This is a genomic window from Corynebacterium testudinoris (assembly GCF_001021045.1).
Lineage (GTDB): Bacteria > Actinomycetota > Actinomycetes > Mycobacteriales > Mycobacteriaceae > Corynebacterium > Corynebacterium testudinoris.
The window spans coordinates 2,116,034-2,133,409 of sequence record NZ_CP011545.1 but is presented as its reverse complement, the minus strand read 5'-3'; the positions used below and the strand labels follow the sequence as shown (position 1 = coordinate 2,133,409).

At 65.6% G+C, this 17,376-nt stretch carries 16 protein-coding genes and 2 tRNA genes; 11 read left to right on the top strand and 7 right to left on the bottom strand.

All coding sequences use genetic code 11. The features are described 5' to 3' along the window. Positions 1-390 precede the first annotated feature (390 nt). The 4 genes from CTEST_RS10230 to CTEST_RS10215 all read left to right on the top strand — a co-directional run bounded on the left by CTEST_RS10230 (position 391) and on the right by CTEST_RS10215 (position 4,556). A complete protein-coding gene (locus tag CTEST_RS10230; protein WP_201774809.1) occupies positions 391-1,467 on the top strand; it encodes an iron ABC transporter substrate-binding protein in 1,077 nt (358 codons plus the stop codon). Between the two features lie 83 nt (positions 1,468-1,550). After that, positions 1,551-3,035 (top strand): ABC transporter permease, encoded by a 1,485-nt coding sequence (locus CTEST_RS10225; protein WP_201774808.1) that lies wholly within the window; start codon positions 1,551-1,553, stop codon positions 3,033-3,035. Beyond that, positions 3,032-4,072: an ABC transporter ATP-binding protein gene (locus CTEST_RS10220; protein ID WP_047253643.1), complete on the top strand. Its 1,041-nt coding sequence runs from the start codon at positions 3,032-3,034 to the stop codon at positions 4,070-4,072. The genes CTEST_RS10225 and CTEST_RS10220 overlap by 4 nt, the downstream gene beginning before the upstream one ends. A 10-nt stretch (positions 4,073-4,082) precedes the next feature. Continuing rightward, on the top strand, positions 4,083-4,556 hold the full coding sequence (locus CTEST_RS10215; protein WP_047253642.1) for a ribose-5-phosphate isomerase: 474 nt from the start codon (positions 4,083-4,085) through the stop codon (positions 4,554-4,556). Here the strand turns inward: CTEST_RS10215 and CTEST_RS10210 are convergent. From CTEST_RS10210 to CTEST_RS10195, 4 genes are all read right to left on the bottom strand, one after another. Next, entirely contained in the window at positions 4,553-5,767 is a 1,215-nt protein-coding gene (locus tag CTEST_RS10210) for a glycerate kinase family protein (RefSeq protein WP_047253641.1), read from the bottom strand. The genes CTEST_RS10215 and CTEST_RS10210 overlap by 4 nt on opposite strands. Before the next feature lie 11 nt (positions 5,768-5,778). Beyond that, positions 5,779-7,245 (bottom strand): SLC13 family permease, encoded by a 1,467-nt coding sequence (locus CTEST_RS10205; RefSeq protein ID WP_047253640.1) that lies wholly within the window; start codon positions 7,243-7,245, stop codon positions 5,779-5,781. Next, positions 7,242-8,393, bottom strand: a complete 1,152-nt coding sequence (locus CTEST_RS13130; RefSeq protein ID WP_052844373.1) for a hypothetical protein — start codon at positions 8,391-8,393, stop codon at positions 7,242-7,244. The genes CTEST_RS10205 and CTEST_RS13130 overlap by 4 nt, the downstream gene beginning before the upstream one ends. Before the next feature lie 149 nt (positions 8,394-8,542). Then, positions 8,543-9,331 carry a hypothetical protein gene (locus CTEST_RS10195; RefSeq protein WP_047253639.1) on the bottom strand — a complete coding sequence of 263 codons (789 nt, stop codon included), beginning with the start codon at positions 9,329-9,331 and terminating at the stop codon, positions 8,543-8,545. Positions 9,332-9,445: 114 nt separating this feature from the next. Here CTEST_RS10195 and CTEST_RS10190 point away from each other — a divergent pair. From CTEST_RS10190 to CTEST_RS10170, 5 genes are all read left to right on the top strand, one after another. After that, a tRNA-Gly gene (locus CTEST_RS10190) sits at positions 9,446-9,520 on the top strand. 137 nt (positions 9,521-9,657) lie between these two features. Further along, positions 9,658-9,731: transfer RNA gene (locus CTEST_RS10185), tRNA-Pro, on the top strand. Between the two features lie 66 nt (positions 9,732-9,797). Continuing rightward, positions 9,798-11,159, top strand: a complete 1,362-nt coding sequence (tig, locus tag CTEST_RS10180; protein ID WP_047253638.1) for a trigger factor — start codon at positions 9,798-9,800, stop codon at positions 11,157-11,159. Positions 11,160-11,323: 164 nt separating this feature from the next. After that, positions 11,324-11,923 carry an ATP-dependent Clp protease proteolytic subunit gene (locus CTEST_RS10175; RefSeq protein WP_047253637.1) on the top strand — a complete coding sequence of 200 codons (600 nt, stop codon included), beginning with the start codon at positions 11,324-11,326 and terminating at the stop codon, positions 11,921-11,923. Between the two features lie 20 nt (positions 11,924-11,943). Further along, a complete protein-coding gene (locus tag CTEST_RS10170) occupies positions 11,944-12,570 on the top strand; it encodes an ATP-dependent Clp protease proteolytic subunit (protein ID WP_047253636.1) in 627 nt (208 codons plus the stop codon). A gap of 713 nt (positions 12,571-13,283) precedes the next feature. Here CTEST_RS10170 and CTEST_RS10165 read toward each other — a convergent pair. After that, the gene (locus tag CTEST_RS10165; protein WP_047253635.1) at positions 13,284-14,060 is read right to left on the bottom strand and encodes a helix-turn-helix transcriptional regulator; all 777 of its coding nucleotides are present in this window, start codon (positions 14,058-14,060) and stop codon (positions 13,284-13,286) included. 110 nt (positions 14,061-14,170) lie between these two features. Here CTEST_RS10165 and CTEST_RS13440 point away from each other — a divergent pair. After that, positions 14,171-15,056 (top strand): IS5 family transposase gene (locus CTEST_RS13440; protein ID WP_376701809.1). Its coding sequence is split into 2 segments (ribosomal slippage): positions 14,171-14,517 and positions 14,516-15,056, totalling 888 coding nucleotides; the frame shifts between segments, so codons are not numbered across the junction. 9 nt (positions 15,057-15,065) lie between these two features. Here the strand turns inward: CTEST_RS13440 and CTEST_RS10150 are convergent. Next, positions 15,066-15,668, bottom strand: a complete 603-nt coding sequence (locus tag CTEST_RS10150) for a TetR/AcrR family transcriptional regulator (protein WP_047253632.1) — start codon at positions 15,666-15,668, stop codon at positions 15,066-15,068. 98 nt (positions 15,669-15,766) lie between these two features. Here CTEST_RS10150 and CTEST_RS10145 point away from each other — a divergent pair, with 98 nt between their 5' ends. Further along, entirely contained in the window at positions 15,767-16,321 is a 555-nt protein-coding gene (locus tag CTEST_RS10145; protein ID WP_047253631.1) for a MarR family winged helix-turn-helix transcriptional regulator, read from the top strand. Here CTEST_RS10145 and CTEST_RS10140 read toward each other — a convergent pair. Next, a complete protein-coding gene (locus CTEST_RS10140; RefSeq protein WP_047253630.1) occupies positions 16,315-17,328 on the bottom strand; it encodes an aldo/keto reductase in 1,014 nt (337 codons plus the stop codon). The two genes, CTEST_RS10145 and CTEST_RS10140, sit on opposite strands and share 7 nt — an antisense overlap. Between the last annotated feature and the right edge of the window lie 48 nt (positions 17,329-17,376).

Genomic DNA, 17,376 nt, shown 5'->3' with positions numbered 1-17,376 from the left:
GGCCTGATGGGGCGCTGCCGCCCGCTCCATGGACAGCGCCCTAAGGCGCCCACCGAAGGGATGACTGCTATATGGAAATTGTGTGGAGGTCCGGTCCTGTCGTTCGCAGGTGGTTGCTCACCCGCTATGACGCGTGGCGAGGTGCTAGGCACCGGTACGGATGTGCCGATAAAAGCGCTCCCGGGACCAAGCTCCACGGGGCTCATGCGTTCCGCTGAACATAGTTCTATCGGGGGTAGTGCGGGGGCAATCAGGGGTGGCAGAAGGAGAACGTTAGGTTATGCTAACATTCGTTGTCTAATCTGGAATTCAGTGTGATTTAAGGATTCCTCACGGATTAGACGTACCTTTTGCTCCATGCCACCAAATGCTCTGACAAGGGGTTTATCCATGCGCTTTACCACCCGCCTTGCCGCTACGGCCGTCGCTGCGTGCGGCCTGGCCGCCGGCCTCGTCGCCTGCGGTTCCGGCGATTCATCCAGCACTTCCGGCACGACTGCCGCGGGCGAAACTTCGTCAGCAGCCTCTGACGGCTCGCTGGTCATCTACTCGGGCCGCAGCGAGGACCTCGTTGCGCCGCTGATTGAGGATTTTGAAAAAGAGTCCGGGATCGACGTCGATGTCCGCTACGGCAGCACCTCCGAGCAGGCGCAGCTGCTGCTCACCGAGGGTGACGCCTCTCCGGCGCACGTCTTCTTCTCCCAGGAAGCTGGCGCGCTCGGCCTGCTCCAGGACAAGGGCATGCTGACCAAGGTGCCTGAGGAATCCTTGAAGAAGGTCCCGGCTGGCTTCTCCTCCGAGGAGAAGGAATGGGTCGGCGTGACCGGTCGTGCTCGCGTCGTGGCTTATGACAAGGAGGCCGTCGAGGAGGCGGACGTTCCCGACACCGTCGCTGAGATGGTGGACCCGAAGTGGAAGGGCAAGCTGGGCGTAGCCCCGACGAATGCTTCCTTCCTTGCCTTCGTCACCGCCATGCGCGTGACCGACGGCGAAGATGCGACCCGTGAGTGGCTGCAGAAGCTTGCCGATAATGAGCCCAAGACCTATGCCAAGAACGGCGACCTGCTCAAGGCCGTCGAGGCCGGCGAGGTCGAGCTGGGCCTCATCAACCACTACTACTGGTACGCCCAGGCCGCCGAGAAGGGTGCAGACAACCTGCGCGCCCAGATCAAGTTTGGCGCTGACGGCGACTTGGCTGCCCTCGTCAACGCCACCGGCGTTGGCATTCTCACCAAGGGTGAGGGCCGCGAGGATGCGAAGAAGTTTGTGGAGTTCCTGCTCTCTGCGGAGGGCCAGAAGTACTTCGCCGAGGAGACTTATGAGTACCCGCTCGTCGAGGGCGTCGATGGCCCCGAGGGCGTGCCGCCGCTGAGCTCCCTCAAGGTTCCTGACGTGGACCTGTCCAAGCTGGGCACGGTGGAAGAGTCCGCCGCCCTGATCGATGAGGCCGGTCTGACCGTCAATTGATTAACCGTTCTGACCTGAGCGGCCGACGTGCATCTGCGCGTCGGCCTCTTCGGCGTTTCTCGGGCACGTCCTACCCGGTGTTGGTGACGCTGGCTCTCCTCAGCGTGGGTGTGGTGGCCACGCCGTTGATTTTCCTCATCAGCGAAGCCATCGCCGCCCCCAACAGTCGCATTATCGACGCCCTCGTGCGCCCCCGCACCGTCACCCTCACCGTCAATACTTTGTTGTTGACGGCCGGAGCCACGGTGGGAACGTTGCTGGTCGGCGTGCCCAGCGCTTTCGCGCTGGTGCGCACCAATCTCATTGGCCGCCGGTGGTGGTGGGTTGCAGCCTCTCTGCCGCTGGCTATTCCTTCCTACGTCGCGGGCATGTCCTGGGTGAGCGTCGCACCGCTGCGCGGCTATTGGGGTTCGGTCCTCGTGCTCGTGTTGGTCTCCTCGCCGTATGTCACTCTGCCAGTCGCGGCTGCTTTACGCCGGGCCGATACGGCCGTGGAAGATGTGGCCCGCACCTTGGGCCTGGGCCCCGTCCGGGCTTTCTTGTCCATGACGCTGCCGCAGATTGCCCCCGCCGCCGGGGCGGGAGCATTGCTCGTGGCCTTGTACACCATCTCCGAATTCGGCGTGGTCGCCGTCATGCGTTATCCCTCGCTCACTCCCGCAGTGCAGGCAGCTTTCTCTGGCTCGTTCAACCGCGAGCTGGCGATGGTGCTCTCCCTGCTCCTGGTGTTCATGGCGCTGCTGGTCGTCGCCGCCGAACGCGCCCTGCGTCGACCGGTCGCGGCCATGCGAGTTCGGGTGAATACGACTCCCCGTGTCCATTTGAGTTGGCGTGGGCAGCTGGCAACGTGCGCGGGGTTGGGCACGGTCTTTGTCGCCGCGGTCGGCGTCCCTATCGTGGTGCTGCTGTATCAATTGTCGCTCAGTGTGGCCGGGCGCGAGGTCGATGTCGCCCGCTTGCTGGCGGCAGCCCGCACCACGGTTTTCCTCGGTTTCGCCGGGGCAGCGGTGGCCACCGTTCTCGCCTTGCCGGTGGGCATTCTGGCCGCCCGCCGCCGCACTAAGCTGGTCGCTGGACTGGAATCGGCCACGTTCCTCGGACATGGTCTGCCCGGCATCGTCTTGGGTCTGTCGATGGTCTACCTCGCCTTGGCGGTGTTGCCCTCGCTTTACCAAACCTTGGGCTTACTCGTCATTGCCTATGGCATCCTCTACGTGCCCAAAGCCATGGGGTCGGTGCGCACCTCCGTGGCCCAGGTTCCACCATCGTTGGAAGACGCTGCCCGCACCTTGGGCCGTTCGCCGGTGCGGACGTGGACGGACGTGACCGGCAAGCTCGCGTGGCCGGGCATCGCGGCGGGAGCGATGCTCGTGGCGTTGACCGTGATGAAGGAACTGCCAGCAACATTGATGATGCGTCCTACCGGGGTGGACACTCTCGCCACGCGGCTGTGGCAGCTCTCAGACATTTCCGCTTACGGGGCCGCCGCGCCCTATGCCCTCATGCTCATCGCCACAGCCAGCATCCCGGCGCTGGTGCTCGCCCGGAATCCAGGAGGATCTCGATGACGTCCGCTTTGACCGTCTCCGGACTGTCCGCCCGCTATCCCGGTTCCGCCGCCTCCGTGTTGCACGAGATCACTCTGGATGTCCCCGAGGGTGAACTCCTCGCCGTCCTCGGCCCCAGCGGTTGCGGTAAGTCGACCCTGCTGCGGGTGCTCGCTGGCCTCATGCCCGCCACCGCCGGCACTGTCGATCTCGCGGGCCGCCGCGTCGTCGATGGCGCGTCGGGGGTGGCGCCAGAGCACCGCAACATCGGACTCGTCCCCCAGGACCCCTCGCTGTTTCCGCATCTCGACGTCGCCGCCAATGTCGGCTTCGGGCTGCGAGCGCGTCGCCGCCCCGTCCCGGAGCGGGTCACCGAGCTTCTCGACGTCGTCGGTATCCCCGAACTCGCCCACCGCCGGCCGGACGAACTCTCCGGTGGCCAGGCCCAGCGCGTGTCCCTGGCCCGCGCGTTGGCGCCCAATCCAGACCTCGTGCTTCTCGATGAGCCCTTTTCCGCCCTCGACGCCACCCTTCGCCTGCGCCTGCGGGGAGAAATCCGCGGGATCCTCGCCGCGCGGGGAGCCACGGGGCTGCTGGTTACCCACGACCAGGATGAGGCTTTGTCCACCGCGGATCGGGTCGCCATCATCAATGCCGGTCGGATCATCCAATGTGGCACTCCGCAGGAGGTCTATTCGCGTCCCGAGACGGCCTGGGTGGCGGGGTTCGTGGGCACGTGCTCGCTCCTGCGCGGCTCCTCAGACGGGACGACCGTCACGTCTCTGCTCGGCCGGACTCCGGCTCCGCCGTCCTTGCCCACCGGCGAGGTCCTCGTCGTCGTCCGCCCCGAGCAGGTCCGGGTGTTGGGCCCCGGCCAGCCGGGAGTGGACGCGGTGGTGGAAGCCGTCGAATACTCCGGCCATTCCACCCGCTACGTGCTGCGCGCCGAGGCCACCGCGGAGGAGATCACCGCCCGCGAGCTTGGCCCCGCTCGTTTTGTCGCGGGGGAGCGGGTCGTGGGTGCGGTTAGCGAACAATTGCATGTGGTCGCCGGGTAGGATCAGCCCCATGCGCGTTTACCTTGGAGCTGACCACGCCGGTTTTGATATGAAAAACATCATTGCCGCTCACTTGACCACACAGGGCCACGACGTCATTGATTGTGGCGCCCACACCTACGATCCGGAGGATGATTACCCGGCTTTCTGCATCGAGGCTGCTTCCCGCACCGTCAACGACCCCGGTTCCCTGGGCATCGTCCTGGGCGGTTCGGGCAACGGCGAGCAGATCGCTGCCAACAAGGTCAAGGGTGCTCGGTGTGCTCTGGCGTGGTCGCCGGAGACCGCCCGCCTGGCCCGTGAGCACAACAATGCCCAGCTCATCGGTATCGGTGGCCGCATGCACTCCGAGGAAGAGGTCCTCGCGATCGTCGATGCATTCCTGGATCAGGAGTGGTCGAACGCGGAGCGTCACCAGCGCCGCATCGACATCCTCGTGGACTACGAACGCACGGGCATCGCCCCGGAACTCCCGGAGGACTAGGCAGCGTAGCGCTGCCGGACGAAATCTTCTCTACGCCCCGATACCGCGCACCCCAGCATGAGCAGCCGGAGGGCGCGCTCGGCGGCGTCGATAAGCAATTGACGTCCGTCCCGGACGGCATCCTCGAGGGCCATGGGCACCGTCATGATCGACTGGATCGCGCCGATGCCAACATCGTGGACCTGCGGGGCGCCCTTGCCCAGGGAACCGGCGAGCGCGAGAACCGGGACTCCGGTGGATTGCGCGCGGCGGGCGACTTCGGCGGGGACTTTCCCGCGCGGCGTCTGGAAATCGATGGCGCCTTCCGCCGTGATGACGAGGTCGGCGGACGCGACCAGCTCATCGAGGTCAGCCGGGGCGGGGAGATCGCCGAGCAGGACATCAAAACGATCCCGCGCGGTGGCCCCGAGGGCCATGAGCCCGGCGCCAAGACCACCCGATGCCCCCGATCCGGGCCCGAGGTGAAGGTCCGCATCGGGATCAAAGGTTGAGGTCAGCAGGTCAGCCCACCGGGTGAGAGCCTTGCCCAGTTGTTTGACCTGCTTCTTGCTGGCCCCCTTTTGGGGCCCGAAAACCTCCGCGACGCCGGTCGCGCCCGTGAGGACATTGTGGATGTTGCAGGCGAGGGTGATCTCGACGTCGGCAAGCTTGGGGTGGAGCCCACTGGTGTCGATGCTGACCGCCCCCGCGAGACCCGCGCCCCCGCGCGTGATCTCTACACCCTCGTCGTCGAGGATGCGGGCGCCGAGTGCGCTGAGCGCCCCGGCCCCACCATCGGAGGTGCCGGAATCTCCGCAACCGACGACGATGCGATCGACCCCGTGATCGAGGATCGTCGCGATGAGTTGGCCCACACCATAGGTCGTCGTGGCCGTCGGATCGCGCAGGTCACGCGGCACGAGGCTCAGCCCCGCGGCCGAGGCCATCTCGATGACCGCCACCGAATCCTCAGGAAACTCCAGCCACGTCGCCGTGACCTTTTTGCCCACCGGGCCGGTGACCCTCGTGGTGTGCACGACGGTGCCGGGGCGGGTGGCGAGGATCTCGATCGTGCCCTCACCACCATCGGGAACGGGATAGAGGTCGACGCGGACGCCCGGCAGGACGCGGCGAACGCCAGCGGCGATGGAGTCGGCGACGTCGACAGCCGACAAGGACTCCTTGAAACCGGACGGGGAAACGAGGACGCGTTCGGGCAGATACATAGTCATGATGTGAGCTCCTAAAGGAAGAGGGGAAGGCCGAGGAACGGCCAGATGAGAAAAGCGAACAAGGCGGTCACCGCCAAGTGCATCGGCGCGAGGAGAGCGGAGATGCGCATGAGATCGGCGGTGTCGTAATGCGGGCGGGACTCCTCGCCGCGGAAGATGGCGAGCGGCTTCGCCGAGGCCGGCAGCGTGTGGCAGAATCCGGCCGCGGCCGTGGAAATGAAGGCGATGGCGATCGCGCTCACCCCGAGCGACGGAGCGATGGCGATGACGATCGGCACCAACACCGCCGAGCGGGCCGAGCGAGACTGGATGACCAGGTGCGCCGCCGTCGACACCGCGATGACCAGCAGGACGAACACCCACCCCGGGGTCGTGCCCGTCAGCCCTGAGGCCAACAGGTCAGCGGCGCCCGATTGGGACAGCGCCTGGCTGATGGCGATGGTCGCTGTCATAAACAACAGCAGCGACCACGGCACCTTCTTCACCGTTGCGCCAAGATCCTCCGTGCCCAGATACGGCGAGGTAATGAGCAACGCCCCCAACACCGCGACCATCGCCGGCGGGATGCCATGGATGTCCTCGGTGAACCACAACGCGATGGACACCCCCAGGATCGACAGGGCGCGGGTCTCGGCGGAAGTCAACCGCGGGCGCAGCTCCACCGTGGTGGAAAGCCCCTCGCGGGTGATGTCGAGGGCGCTCTGACGCTGCGCGGACGAACTCATCGACAGATAAGTAATCTCCGCCGCCAGGTGCGAGGTGACCAGCGCGAAGGGCAACCCCAACACGAGCCAGCGGCTAAAGCTGAACCCTGCCATCCCCGCACCGCTAAGGATTTGGTCAGTGATGAGGTGGGCACCAGCCCCAATGAGCGACGCCACCGCCGACAACAGCACCACCCCGGGCAGCGCGATGGCGAGCACCCGGCGGTACCACCCCGGAAGCACCGGTGACAGCGCCAGAAACAACGGCAGGATGAGCGCGGCTCGACCACTTGTCGCCGGGACCGCGAAGGCGGTGCACACCGTCGCGAGCGTGAGCAGATGCAACAGAGTGCGCGGAGAGGAAATCCCGACGCTCAGCCACACCGCCGCCCGCACCGCCAACCCGGTGGACGTCACCGCCGAGGCGATGATGAACGCGCCGATGAGCAGCCACACGGTGTCATCACCCAGCGGCGCGAACAGGTCCTCCACGTCGATGATGCCGAGCACCACGATGATGCTCGCCGCACCGAGCGCGACGAACGTATCCGAGACGTGAGAAAACACCCAGAACCACACCGCCCCGGCGAACACCACGAGCGTGGTTCGGGCATCGGCGCTGACCTGATCCGGCAGGGGGACGACGGCTAGAGCGACGATGAGCGCCGCGGTGATGGTCTTGGCCACGTTCGGGGCAGTGAATGCCGGACGAGTCCACTGCCTACTGGCCCTGGGCAGCGGCGGGGGAGGGGTCGTGGAGATGTAAGTGCTCATTTCGCCACCTCCACGACGGGCAAGTCCACCCCGAGCGAGAGCCCAGCCTCGGCCTCCGATGCCACCCAAGCGTGCCCGCCGTAATGATCGGCCACCGCCCGCAGCAGCACCCCACCCAGCTCCCCGCCGCCGTCTGCTGCGGGCTGCCAATCAAACAAGCCCGCCAATTCGCTCGGCTCCAGGCGCGCCGGGCCGGTGAGGCTGATGCGCACGTGCGCACCGTGCATCGAGGCACTGACCTCCAGCGGAGAGTCGAAAAAGCGAGCACATTCCGCCAACGCCCGCGCAACGACCTCCCGGTCCACCGCGAGAGAGGCCTTCGGCAAAGGCCCCACCAGGCAGGCCGCAGGAATATGCGTGACGACGTCCCCGACCACCACCTCCGCAGCCACCGGCACCGTCGCGCGGTGGTCACCGCGCACCCCCGGCGGGAGATCCGCCAGTGCCGCCAAGGCCGCCGGATTCGGCTGGCGGGCTGCCCGGGTGAGGATGCCGCGGTAGGCGGCATCGGCGGCGTCGATACGCTCTTGAAGGGTGACCACCGCCTCGTCGTGAATCCGCCGAGCCACCACCCACGCCAACCCGGAGGCGAGAACCAACGCGCCGAGGCCGGTGAACAGCATCGCGCGCAAGGTCGCATTGACGGCCGCCGTATCCGTGTCCATGAAGCGGGCGACCAACAGCGTGGCATCCGAATCCGCGATCGTGACCGTGCCCCAATGAACCGCGCCGCGCAGCTCATCATCGACAACACCCGCAGCCTGCGGCGACGACAACGCCGCCTCCACCAGCGGCTCCCCCGCCAGCAGCGGGCGCGGACCAGCATCCATCTGCACCAACTGCCCACCGATCACCCCCACAAGCGCCTCATCGGGACTAGGAATCTGCCGCGAGAGGTACACCTGAAGCAGCCGGTCAGGAGAAGCGAAAGGCTCCGCGGTCTCCGGGTCACGGCCCTCCTCGGTGAACGTGACAAACTCCTCGATCTCCTGCACCACGTCCTCGTTCGCGGACTCAGCGACGCCGGACTGCAACACCGTCCGGGTCGTGAGAATCAGCGCGATGAGCGTGACCGCCACCAAGGCAATGAACCAGCCGATGACGCGGCGTCGGAAAGCAGTGAACGGCGCGGTAGGACGTGAACTCATATCTGTCATGGGAACCATGGTTGCCCGCTGCCGTGAAGGGACCATGAAACCGACATGAAAGAGCCTTCATGTGACTATTGTGAGCCTGTGACATGCAAAAACCGGCCCATGGGCTAAGAGCCCAGGGCCGGTATTTGAGGCTTGAAGCCTTAGAAATCGAAGTCGAAGCCGCCATCGAAGAAGCCACCGCCAGCGTCGCCGCCGCCGAAATCGCCGCCTCCCATGTCGCCCATGTCACCCATATCTCCGGCATCGCCCATGTCACCCATATCGGCTGCCTCGGTGCCGTCACCGGCACCGCTGGCGAATTCGTTCGCGCCGTAGTTCACGCCGGCCATGCCAGAGAACATCGCCGAGAACATCATCATCGACGCAGCAGTCCACATGCCGGTAGCCATGGCATCGGCCCACCACGGGCGCGAATACCAACCAGCCGGAACCGGACGACCAGCGACGTTGCCGCCGGGGTAGTAATTCGGGGTCTCGTCGGTCGCGACCGGAGACGCAGTCAGAACCTGACCGTCCTGCTCGATCGTGCGACGCTCAGTGACCTTGCCGGCATTACGCTGACCCTCAAGGAGAGGCAGCTCCGGGCCGGGGGTCATGCCCATGATCTCGCGAGCCGCATTCATGTAATGCAAACCCTCAAGAGCTGACTCGCGGGCCAGCTGGGCCTGGCGCACCGTAGTCGCAGTGGAAATAGCCGAGGCAGCAGCGTTGTAGCGCTCAGAAGCATCAGCGATCGCCTGCGTCGACGCCGTATCGTTGCCAGCAATGGTGAGCACCTGGGAACCAAGGCGCTCGATCCAGCGGCGGGCATCTGCCTGCGCGTCCTCCAGCTGGGCGGTCTCAATCTCCGCCGTTTTCTGCTTGGTGGATCGGGTGGACAGGTAGTACAAGCCGCCACCAATGATCGCGAGGATAAGAAGAGTTTCCAAGGAAAATCACTCCGGTCTGTAAGTAGTTGTCTCCCATACAACGCACAACCTGCGCACAAAGTTCCAGTTTTCGCGAACGGGTGTGGATGGGTTAAACTGGTCCAGCGCACGCAGGGGAATGTCGTATAGTGGCTAATACCTCAGCCTTCCAAGCTGAAGACGCGGGTTCGATTCCCGTCATTCCCTCCAAGAATATCAGCCCCTGACCTGGCACGATTGCCGGTCGGGGGTTGAGTCGTTCCCGGCGTGTGAGCGGGGCGGGACGCGTTTGGATACCCCAATGTATGCTCGCGTCAGGCGGACTCGCTAAACTTCGGTATCACCTACGGGGCGTGGCGCAGCTTGGTAGCGCACCTGCTTTGGGAGCAGGGGGTCGCAGGTTCAAATCCTGTCGCCCCGACGTAGGGGGTCACCTCGGTGGCCTCGTATAACTTTTACCTTCAATGTGAAACCAGGAGAGTTCTTCGTGAAGAGTTCCGTCGAGAAGCTGAGCGACACCCGCGTCAAGCTCACCGTCAATGTTCCTTTCGAGGAGCTGACCCCGGAGATCGACCAGGCCTACGCTGCCATCGCTCAGCAGGTCACCCTCCCCGGCTTCCGCAAGGGCAAGGCCCCGCGCCAGCTCATCGACGCCCGCTACGGTCGCGGTCCCATCCTCGAGCAGGTTGTCAACGACATGCTCCCTTCCCGCTACCAGGCCGCCTGCGAGGAAAATGACCTCGTCGTGCTGGGTCAGCCGAGCGTCGACATCACCAAAATCGAAGACAACGACTTCGTCGAGTTCGTCGCCGAGGTAGACATCCGCCCCGAAATTGAGGTCCCGGACTTCTCCGAGCTCTCCGTCGAGGTCCCGGCCATCGAGATCAACGACGAGGCCGTCGAAGAAGAAATCGACCGCCTGCGTAGCCGTTTCGGTGAGCTCACCGACACCGACCGCAAGCTGGCCGACGGCGACTTCGCCATCATCGACATCAAGGCCACCGTCGACGGCGAAATCGTCGACGAAGCCACCACCGAGGGCCTGTCCTACGAGATCGGCCAGGGCGACCTCATTGATGGAATCGATGACGCACTGCTCGGCCTGAAGTCCGACGAGGACGCCGAGTTCACCACGACGATCGTCGCCGGTGAGCACAAGGACAAGGAAGCCACCGTCGCCGTCCACGTCCAGCAGACCAAGGAGCGCAAGCTCCCCGAGTTCGACGACGAGTTCGCCCAGATGGCCTCCGAGTTCGACACCGCCGACGAGCTGCGCGAGTCCATCACGTCCCAGGTCGAGGACGCCAAGAAGGGCGAGCAGGCAGCTGCCATCCGCGACGAAGTCCTCAAGGCCGCACTGGCTAAGACCGATTTCGCTCTGCCGGAGTCCATCGTCGACGAGCAGGTCCACAACCAGCTCCACTCCTTGCTCGGCCAGATGGCCCACGACGAGGATGCCCTCAACGAGGTCCTCAAGTCCCAAGGCACCACGCGCGAAGAGTTTGACAAGCAGGTCCACGACGACGCCGAGAACGCCGTCCGCACCCAGCTGTTCCTGGATACCCTCGCCGAGCAGGAAGAGCCGGAGGTCTCCCAGCAGGAGCTCACCGACCACATCCTGTTCACCGCCCAGTCCTACGGCATGGACCCGTCCCAGTTCGTCAGCCAGCTGCAGCAGTCCGGCCAGATTGCCAACCTCTTCGCTGACGTCCGCCGCGGCAAGGCACTGGCCGCCGCCATCTGCCGCGTCACCGTCAAGGACGACCAAGGCAACGACGTCGACGTGACCCAGTACTTCGGTGAGGAAGACAACGCCTCCGACGACGCAGAGGCCGAGTCCGACGACTAAAACCTCGCCCCGCGCCTAACGCCTCGCCTACCGCTGACAGCGGTGAGCGGGGCGTTCGTCGTCAAGCAACAGCCATCGAACGCTGATAGCGAACAGGGAAGCGGATTGCCCGACTCCGCTTGTAATCTAGAGACACAAACGAGAACTACAGGAGTTTGACTGACATGACTGACCAGATCACAATGACCTCCCCCGGGGCAGGTATGAACCTGGGTGACTCGGTGTACGAGCGACTGCTGCGCGAGCGCATTATCTTCCTCGGCCAGCAGGTAGACGACGAAATCGCCAACAAGCTCTGCGCCCAGATCCTCCTCCTCAGCGCCGAGGATCCGACCCGCGACATCTCCCTCTACATCAACTCGCCCGGCGGCTCCGTCACCGCAGGCATGGCCATCTACGACACGATGAAGTACTCGCCCTGCGACATCGCCACCTACGGCATGGGCCTCGCCGCCTCCATGGGACAATTCCTCCTCTCCGGTGGCACCCAAGGCAAGCGCTTCGCCCTGCCCCACGCCCGCATCATGATGCACCAGCCGTCCGCCGGCGTCGGAGGCACCGCCGCCGACATCGCCATCCAAGCCGAGCAGTTCGCCGCCACCAAGCGCGAAATGGCCGAACTCATCGCCGAGCACACCGGCCAGACCTTCGAACAAATCACCAAAGATTCCGACCGCGACCGCTGGTTCACCGCCGCCCAAGCCAAGGAATACGGACTGGTCGACCACGTGGTCAACCACGCAACGGGCTCGATCAGCAACTAGGGAATTTTAGGAGACACAACATGAACAACGGATTCCAGATGCCCCAGTCGCGCTACGTCCTGCCCTCCTTCATCGAGCAGTCCGCCTATGGCACCAAAGAGACCAACCCCTACGCCAAACTCTTCGAAGAGCGCATCATCTTCCTGGGCACCCAGGTCGACGACACCTCCGCGAACGACATCATGGCGCAGCTGCTCGTCCTCGAAGGACTAGACCCCGACCGCGACATCACCATGTACATCAACTCACCCGGCGGATCCTTCACCGCGCTGATGGCAATCTACGACACCATGCAGTACGTCCGCCCCGACGTCCAGACCGTCTGCCTCGGACAAGCCGCTTCCGCCGCCGCCGTGCTGCTCGCCGCTGGCGCCCCCGGCAAGCGCGCCGCACTGCCCAACGCCCGCGTGCTCATCCACCAGCCCGCCACCCAAGGCACCCAGGGCCAGGTCTCTGACCTCGAGATCCAGGCCGCCGAGATCGAGCGCATGCGCCGCCTCATGGAGACGACCCTCGCCCGCCACACCGACCGCACCCCGGAGCAGATCCGCATCGACACCGATCGCGACAAGATCCTCACCGCCCCGGAGGCGAAGGAATACGGCATCATCGACACCGTCTTCGACTACCGCAAGCTCAACGGCTAGGTAGCCACGGACTAAGGGGCCCTTCGGGGCCCCTTTTTTCATGCCTAACGACGCCCACCTGCCTCACCGACTTGTAGTTGGTCCGCGACGAGCACCCTTGACACGTTCTGGCGTTTTTGGGGTTCGTGGTGACGGTGGCGCCGGATTGCACCCTGCGGGGTTCTAGTGTCACCGCGAACCCTGAGTCGGCGGGAGCCGCGGTGCTGGAGGCCACCCCACTTGGGGTTCATGGTGACGGTGGCGCCGGATTCCTCTCCGCCGTGTTCCAGTGTCACCACGAACCCTGAGTCGGCGGGAGCAGCGGTGCTGGAAGCCGCCCCACTTCGGGTTCGTGGTGACGCAAGCGGAGAATCCACCCCGCCAGGGTTCTAGCGTCAGCGCGAACCCTGAGTTCGAGCCTGCCGCGGTGCTTAAAGCCTCCCCACTTGGGGTTCCTGGTGACGCAAGCGGAGAATCCACCCCGCCAGGGTTCTAGCGTCACCACGAACCCTGAGTTCGAGCCTGCCGCGGTGCTTAAAGCCTCCCCACTTGGGGTTCCTGGTGACGCAAGCGAAGAATCCACCCCGCCCAGGTCCTAGCGTCACCACGAACCCTGAGTTCGCGCCTGCAGCGGTGCTGGAAGCCGCCCCACTTGGGGTTCCTAGTGACGCAAGCGGAGAAGCTACGCCTCCAGGGTTCTAGTGTCAGCACGAACCCCAAAAACCACACGACACCTACAGCTCGTCCAGGACTCGCGGCAGCTCGGTGCGCGTGCGAACGCCGAGTTTTCGGTACACGCGGGTGAGGTGGTACTCGACGGTTTTGGCGGAGAGGAAGAGTTCGCGGGCGACTTCGCGGTTGGTGGCGCCGTCGGCGACCATTTTGGCGATTTCTTCTTCTTGGGGTGTGAGTCCGCCGGCGCCGGTGGTTCGGGTGCCTAGGCCTCCGGCGCGGCGTTCGCGGTTGCAGCGCTCGACGAATTCGGTGGCTCCCATGGCGGCGAAGACTTCTCCGGCGCGGGCGAAGATTTCGTCGGCTTGGCGGCGGCGGCCGAGGCGGCGGAGGACTCGGCCGTATTCGTAGAGGATGCGGGATTGGTAGGAGGGCATGGCGAGGGAGTCGATGAGTTCGACGGCTTCCTCGAAGCGTCGGATGCCGCCTTCGATGTCGCCGCGGGCCATGAGGATGCCGGCGCGGGGGACGGCGAGTTTGGCGGTGAGGGAGGTGATGCCGGAGGAGGCGGCTTTTTCTTCGGCGGCGGTGACGATCTCGTCGGCTTCGTCGATGCGTCCGGCGAGGACGAGTTGTTGGCCCCAGACGTCTTCCCAGGGCCAGAAGCCAGGGTGGCTGGTGTCTGTTTCGCGGCCGATGTTGACGAGGGTTTCGCCGGCGCGGTTGACTCCGGCGCTGTCGCCTTCGATGGTGGCGATGAGCATGCGGCACATGGCGGAGGGGATGCGTTGGATGACGAAGGGGGTCTGCTGCACGATCAGGTGACAGTGGTTAGTCACGCAGCCTGATCGGCTGGTGTGGTCATGATTGTCTCGAACTCGATCGGGGTCAAGCGGCCTAGGGTGTGTTGTGAAAGGGTGTCCCGCCATCGGCGGGGCACCCTTTCGGTATGAGCGATCGAGATGTGATCACGGACGAGGTGTGGGCGCTGATCGGGCCGTGCTTCCCCGCGCCGAAGGCGACGGGTCGGCCGCCGATGGATCGGCGGCTGGTCGCGGAAGCGGTCGCGTGGAAGTTCCGGACCGGGTCGCCGTGGCGGGACGTGCCGGAGCGGTTCGGGAACTGGAACACGATCTACCGCCACTTCGACCGGTGGGCCAAGACCGGCGTGTGGGCGTGCGCGCTCGAGCGCGCCCAGCAGGCCGCCGACGCGCAGGGCGAGCTGGACTGGGTGTGCTCGATCGACTCGACGATCGTGCGCGCCCACCAGCACGCCGCGACCCTTCCCCGCCACACAGGGGGGCCCATCGAACTACAAGAATCTCGGGCCTGAGCCGGGCGACCACGCGATCGGCCGCTCCCGAGGCGGCCTGACCTGCAAGATCCACGCCGTCTCGGACGGGAAGGGCCGCCTGCTCGCCTTCGTCCTCACCGGCGGCCAGGCCGCCGACACGAGCCTGCTCCCCGAGGTCCTGGACCAGATCCGGGTCCCCAGGCCAGGCCCTGGCCGGCCCCGCACCCGCCCGGACAGGGTCCTCGCGGACAAGGGGTATCCCTCCCGCGCGAACCGGGCCTGGCTCGCCGAGCGCGGCATCAAGGCCACCATCCCCGACCGGCAAGACCAGGCCGCGCACCGGCGCCGACGCGGCTCAGCCGGCGGACGCCCGCCCGCTTTCGACCCCGAGGTCTACCGTGGACGCAACGTGATCGAGCGGTGCTTCGCCAAGCTCAAGCAATGGCGCGGCATCGCGATGCGCACCTGCAAGACCGCCCGCAGCTACGCCGCGGCCATCTCGCTCGCCGCGACCCTCCACTGGCTGACCAGCAAAGTTTGACAACACGCCCTAGGGGCGCAGTGCGTCGAGGCCGAGCATCGCCACCCTGCGCAGTTCCTCGGGTCGCATCCCCGACTGTGCAAGCACGCGGGTGCCGGAGATGATCGACACGACCAGCTGCGCCCCCTCGCGAGGCGGAACCGCGGAACGCACGGTGCCGTCGCGCTGCCCCACGGCAATGGCTTGACTCAGCAGAGAAAGTTGCCGGTCGAGGCTCCGGTCGAGCAGCCGCTCCACACGCTCGTCCCGATCCTGGACATCCGGGGTCATCCGCGAGCCGACCACCATGCAACCGGCCGCGTGACCCTCGGCGGCTGCCGCATCCTCCTCGGAGATGATGAGGTCGATGACTCCGCGCAGACGACCCATGCCGTCGAGCTCCACGTCTTCGAGCACCGCCGCCTGAGCTGCACCGGTGGTCTCGATGTAACGCTCCAGGGCGCGCACGAAGAGTCGATCCTTGGACTCGAACGTGTTGTAGAGACTGCTGCGGCGCACTCCCGCCGCATCGCAGAGCTGCTCCGTGGAGGTGTCTGCGAAGCCATGCACGCGGAACTCTGCGACCGCGGCGTCCAGGACGGCAGTCTCGTCAAACCCTCGATGCCTTGCCATGCGACAACCCTAGCAGATTCTGTACTTGCGAATACAGAATGACCGATGCAAAGCCTCTGAGCCTGCCAGCTCCTGCCCGTCAGGGAGGTCTCGCTCTGATGTTTCAGGTGCTTTATTCTGGTGAGGTGACTGATACGAATGCTGCATCGTTCTGCTTGCCGACTCCTCGTCGTGGTGAGGAGGAGTTCGTCGAGGACACTCTGGCCCGGCTCGGGTCGCATATCAAGGCGGCTGAGCAGGCGATGATCGCGGCGAAGACCGAGGCGCTGCGTCCGTTCGAGCTGACGGTGGCGCAGTACGCGGCGCTCATGTCGTTGTACTACGTGCCGGAGCAGTCCTCGGCCCAGCTTGCGCGGGTCGCGGCGGTGACGGCGCAGACGATGGGGCAGACGCTCGACAGGCTCGAAGCCAAGGGCCTCGTGACGCGGAAGCCTTCAAAGGTGCATCGCAAGGTGCTGGTCGTGTCCCTGACCCCTGCGGGTGAGGCTCTTGTGCTGCGTGCAGACGAGGCGCCGCGGGCGATCGAGCAGCGCCTGGGCGGGGCCTTCACCGATGCGGAACGTGCTCAGTTGCGTGACCTGTTGCGGCGGGCCACCGCCTCGCTGCGAGGCGAGTCCGTCGGCGCGGAGGACCCGCAGGCGCCTGGTCAGTAGCGGGAGCCGTACGCGACCGGAAGCTGATCGAGACGCAGCTGCTCCTCCTCGGTGAGCTGCAGCCCGGTGGCGGCGACGTTCTCCGTCAGGTGTGTGCCGCTGCGGGTACCGGGGATCGGGATGATGTTGCCCGACAGTCGGAGCAACCACGCCAGGGAAACCTGTGCTGGTGTCGCGTCATGTGCGTCGGCGATGCGGGCGACTTCGTCGGTGATCGCCTGGTTCCTGGCGAACGCCTCGGCTGCGAAGCGGGGGTTGGTGGCGCGGAAGTCGCCGTCCTCGAATCCCTCAGCGGTCAGGGTGCCGGTGAGGTAGCCGCGGCCGAGGGGCGCGAACGGCACGAACGCGACTCCGTGGTCCCGTGTCCAGGCGAGGAGATCGCCGCCGGCATCCGTTCCGGCCCCTGCCGAGCCTCCTCCTGATGCGTCGGCGGCCTGCTGCCCGAGGGGGTCGCGAGTCCACAGCGAGAGCTCGGACTGGATCGCTGCGACCGGGTGGATCGCGTGCGCGGCCTCCGCCTGCATGATGCTCACTTCCGAGAGCCCGAGGCGGCTGACCTTGCCCGCGGCCACGAGTTCGGCGAGGGCACCCCAGCTCTCTGCGATGGGCACGTCTGGGTCAACGCGGTGCAGGTAGTACAGATCGATACGGTCGACACCGAGACGGGAAAGGCTGTCCTCGACCTGGCGGCGCAGGGTCTCGGGTTGTCCGTCGCGGTGCATCTGCTTGGTGGCGAGGTCGTCGACGACGAGTCCGCCCTTGGTCGCCACGATCACCTCGTCGCGACGGCCTGCGATGGCGCGGCCGATGAGCCGTTCGTTGTGCCCGTCGCCGTAGACGGCAGCGGTGTCCAACAGCTCCACGCCCGCATCGAGGGCCCGGCGGATGACCTCGGCCGAGGCGTCGTCATCGCGGCGGCTCTCCGCGTAGCCCCAGCTCATCCCCATGCATCCCAGGCCGATGGGTGCCACCCGTAGCCCGTTGGTGCCGAGTTCGCGCTTGTCCATGGTCTCCTCCAGTCGGATTAGTAAGTAGGCTTATACTGTACAGGTTAC

Excerpts from the sequence above, each read along its gene's own strand:
- CTEST_RS10230 (WP_201774809.1), top strand. The coding sequence starts at position 391 with ATGCGCTTTACCACCCGCCTTGCCGCTACGGCCGTCGCTGCGTGCGGC.
- CTEST_RS10220 (WP_047253643.1), top strand. The coding sequence starts at position 3,032 with ATGACGTCCGCTTTGACCGTCTCCGGACTGTCCGCCCGCTATCCCGGT.
- CTEST_RS10215 (WP_047253642.1), top strand. The coding sequence starts at position 4,083 with ATGCGCGTTTACCTTGGAGCTGACCACGCCGGTTTTGATATGAAAAAC.
- CTEST_RS10210 (WP_047253641.1), bottom strand. The coding sequence starts at position 5,767 with ATGACTATGTATCTGCCCGAACGCGTCCTCGTTTCCCCGTCCGGTTTC.
- CTEST_RS10205 (WP_047253640.1), bottom strand. The coding sequence starts at position 7,245 with ATGAGCACTTACATCTCCACGACCCCTCCCCCGCCGCTGCCCAGGGCC.
- CTEST_RS13130 (WP_052844373.1), bottom strand. The coding sequence starts at position 8,393 with ATGAGTTCACGTCCTACCGCGCCGTTCACTGCTTTCCGACGCCGCGTC.
- CTEST_RS10175 (WP_047253637.1), top strand. The coding sequence starts at position 11,324 with ATGACTGACCAGATCACAATGACCTCCCCCGGGGCAGGTATGAACCTG.
- CTEST_RS10170 (WP_047253636.1), top strand. The coding sequence starts at position 11,944 with ATGAACAACGGATTCCAGATGCCCCAGTCGCGCTACGTCCTGCCCTCC.
- CTEST_RS10150 (WP_047253632.1), bottom strand. The coding sequence starts at position 15,668 with ATGGCAAGGCATCGAGGGTTTGACGAGACTGCCGTCCTGGACGCCGCG.
- CTEST_RS10145 (WP_047253631.1), top strand. The coding sequence starts at position 15,767 with ATGTTTCAGGTGCTTTATTCTGGTGAGGTGACTGATACGAATGCTGCA.
- CTEST_RS10140 (WP_047253630.1), bottom strand. The coding sequence starts at position 17,328 with ATGGACAAGCGCGAACTCGGCACCAACGGGCTACGGGTGGCACCCATC.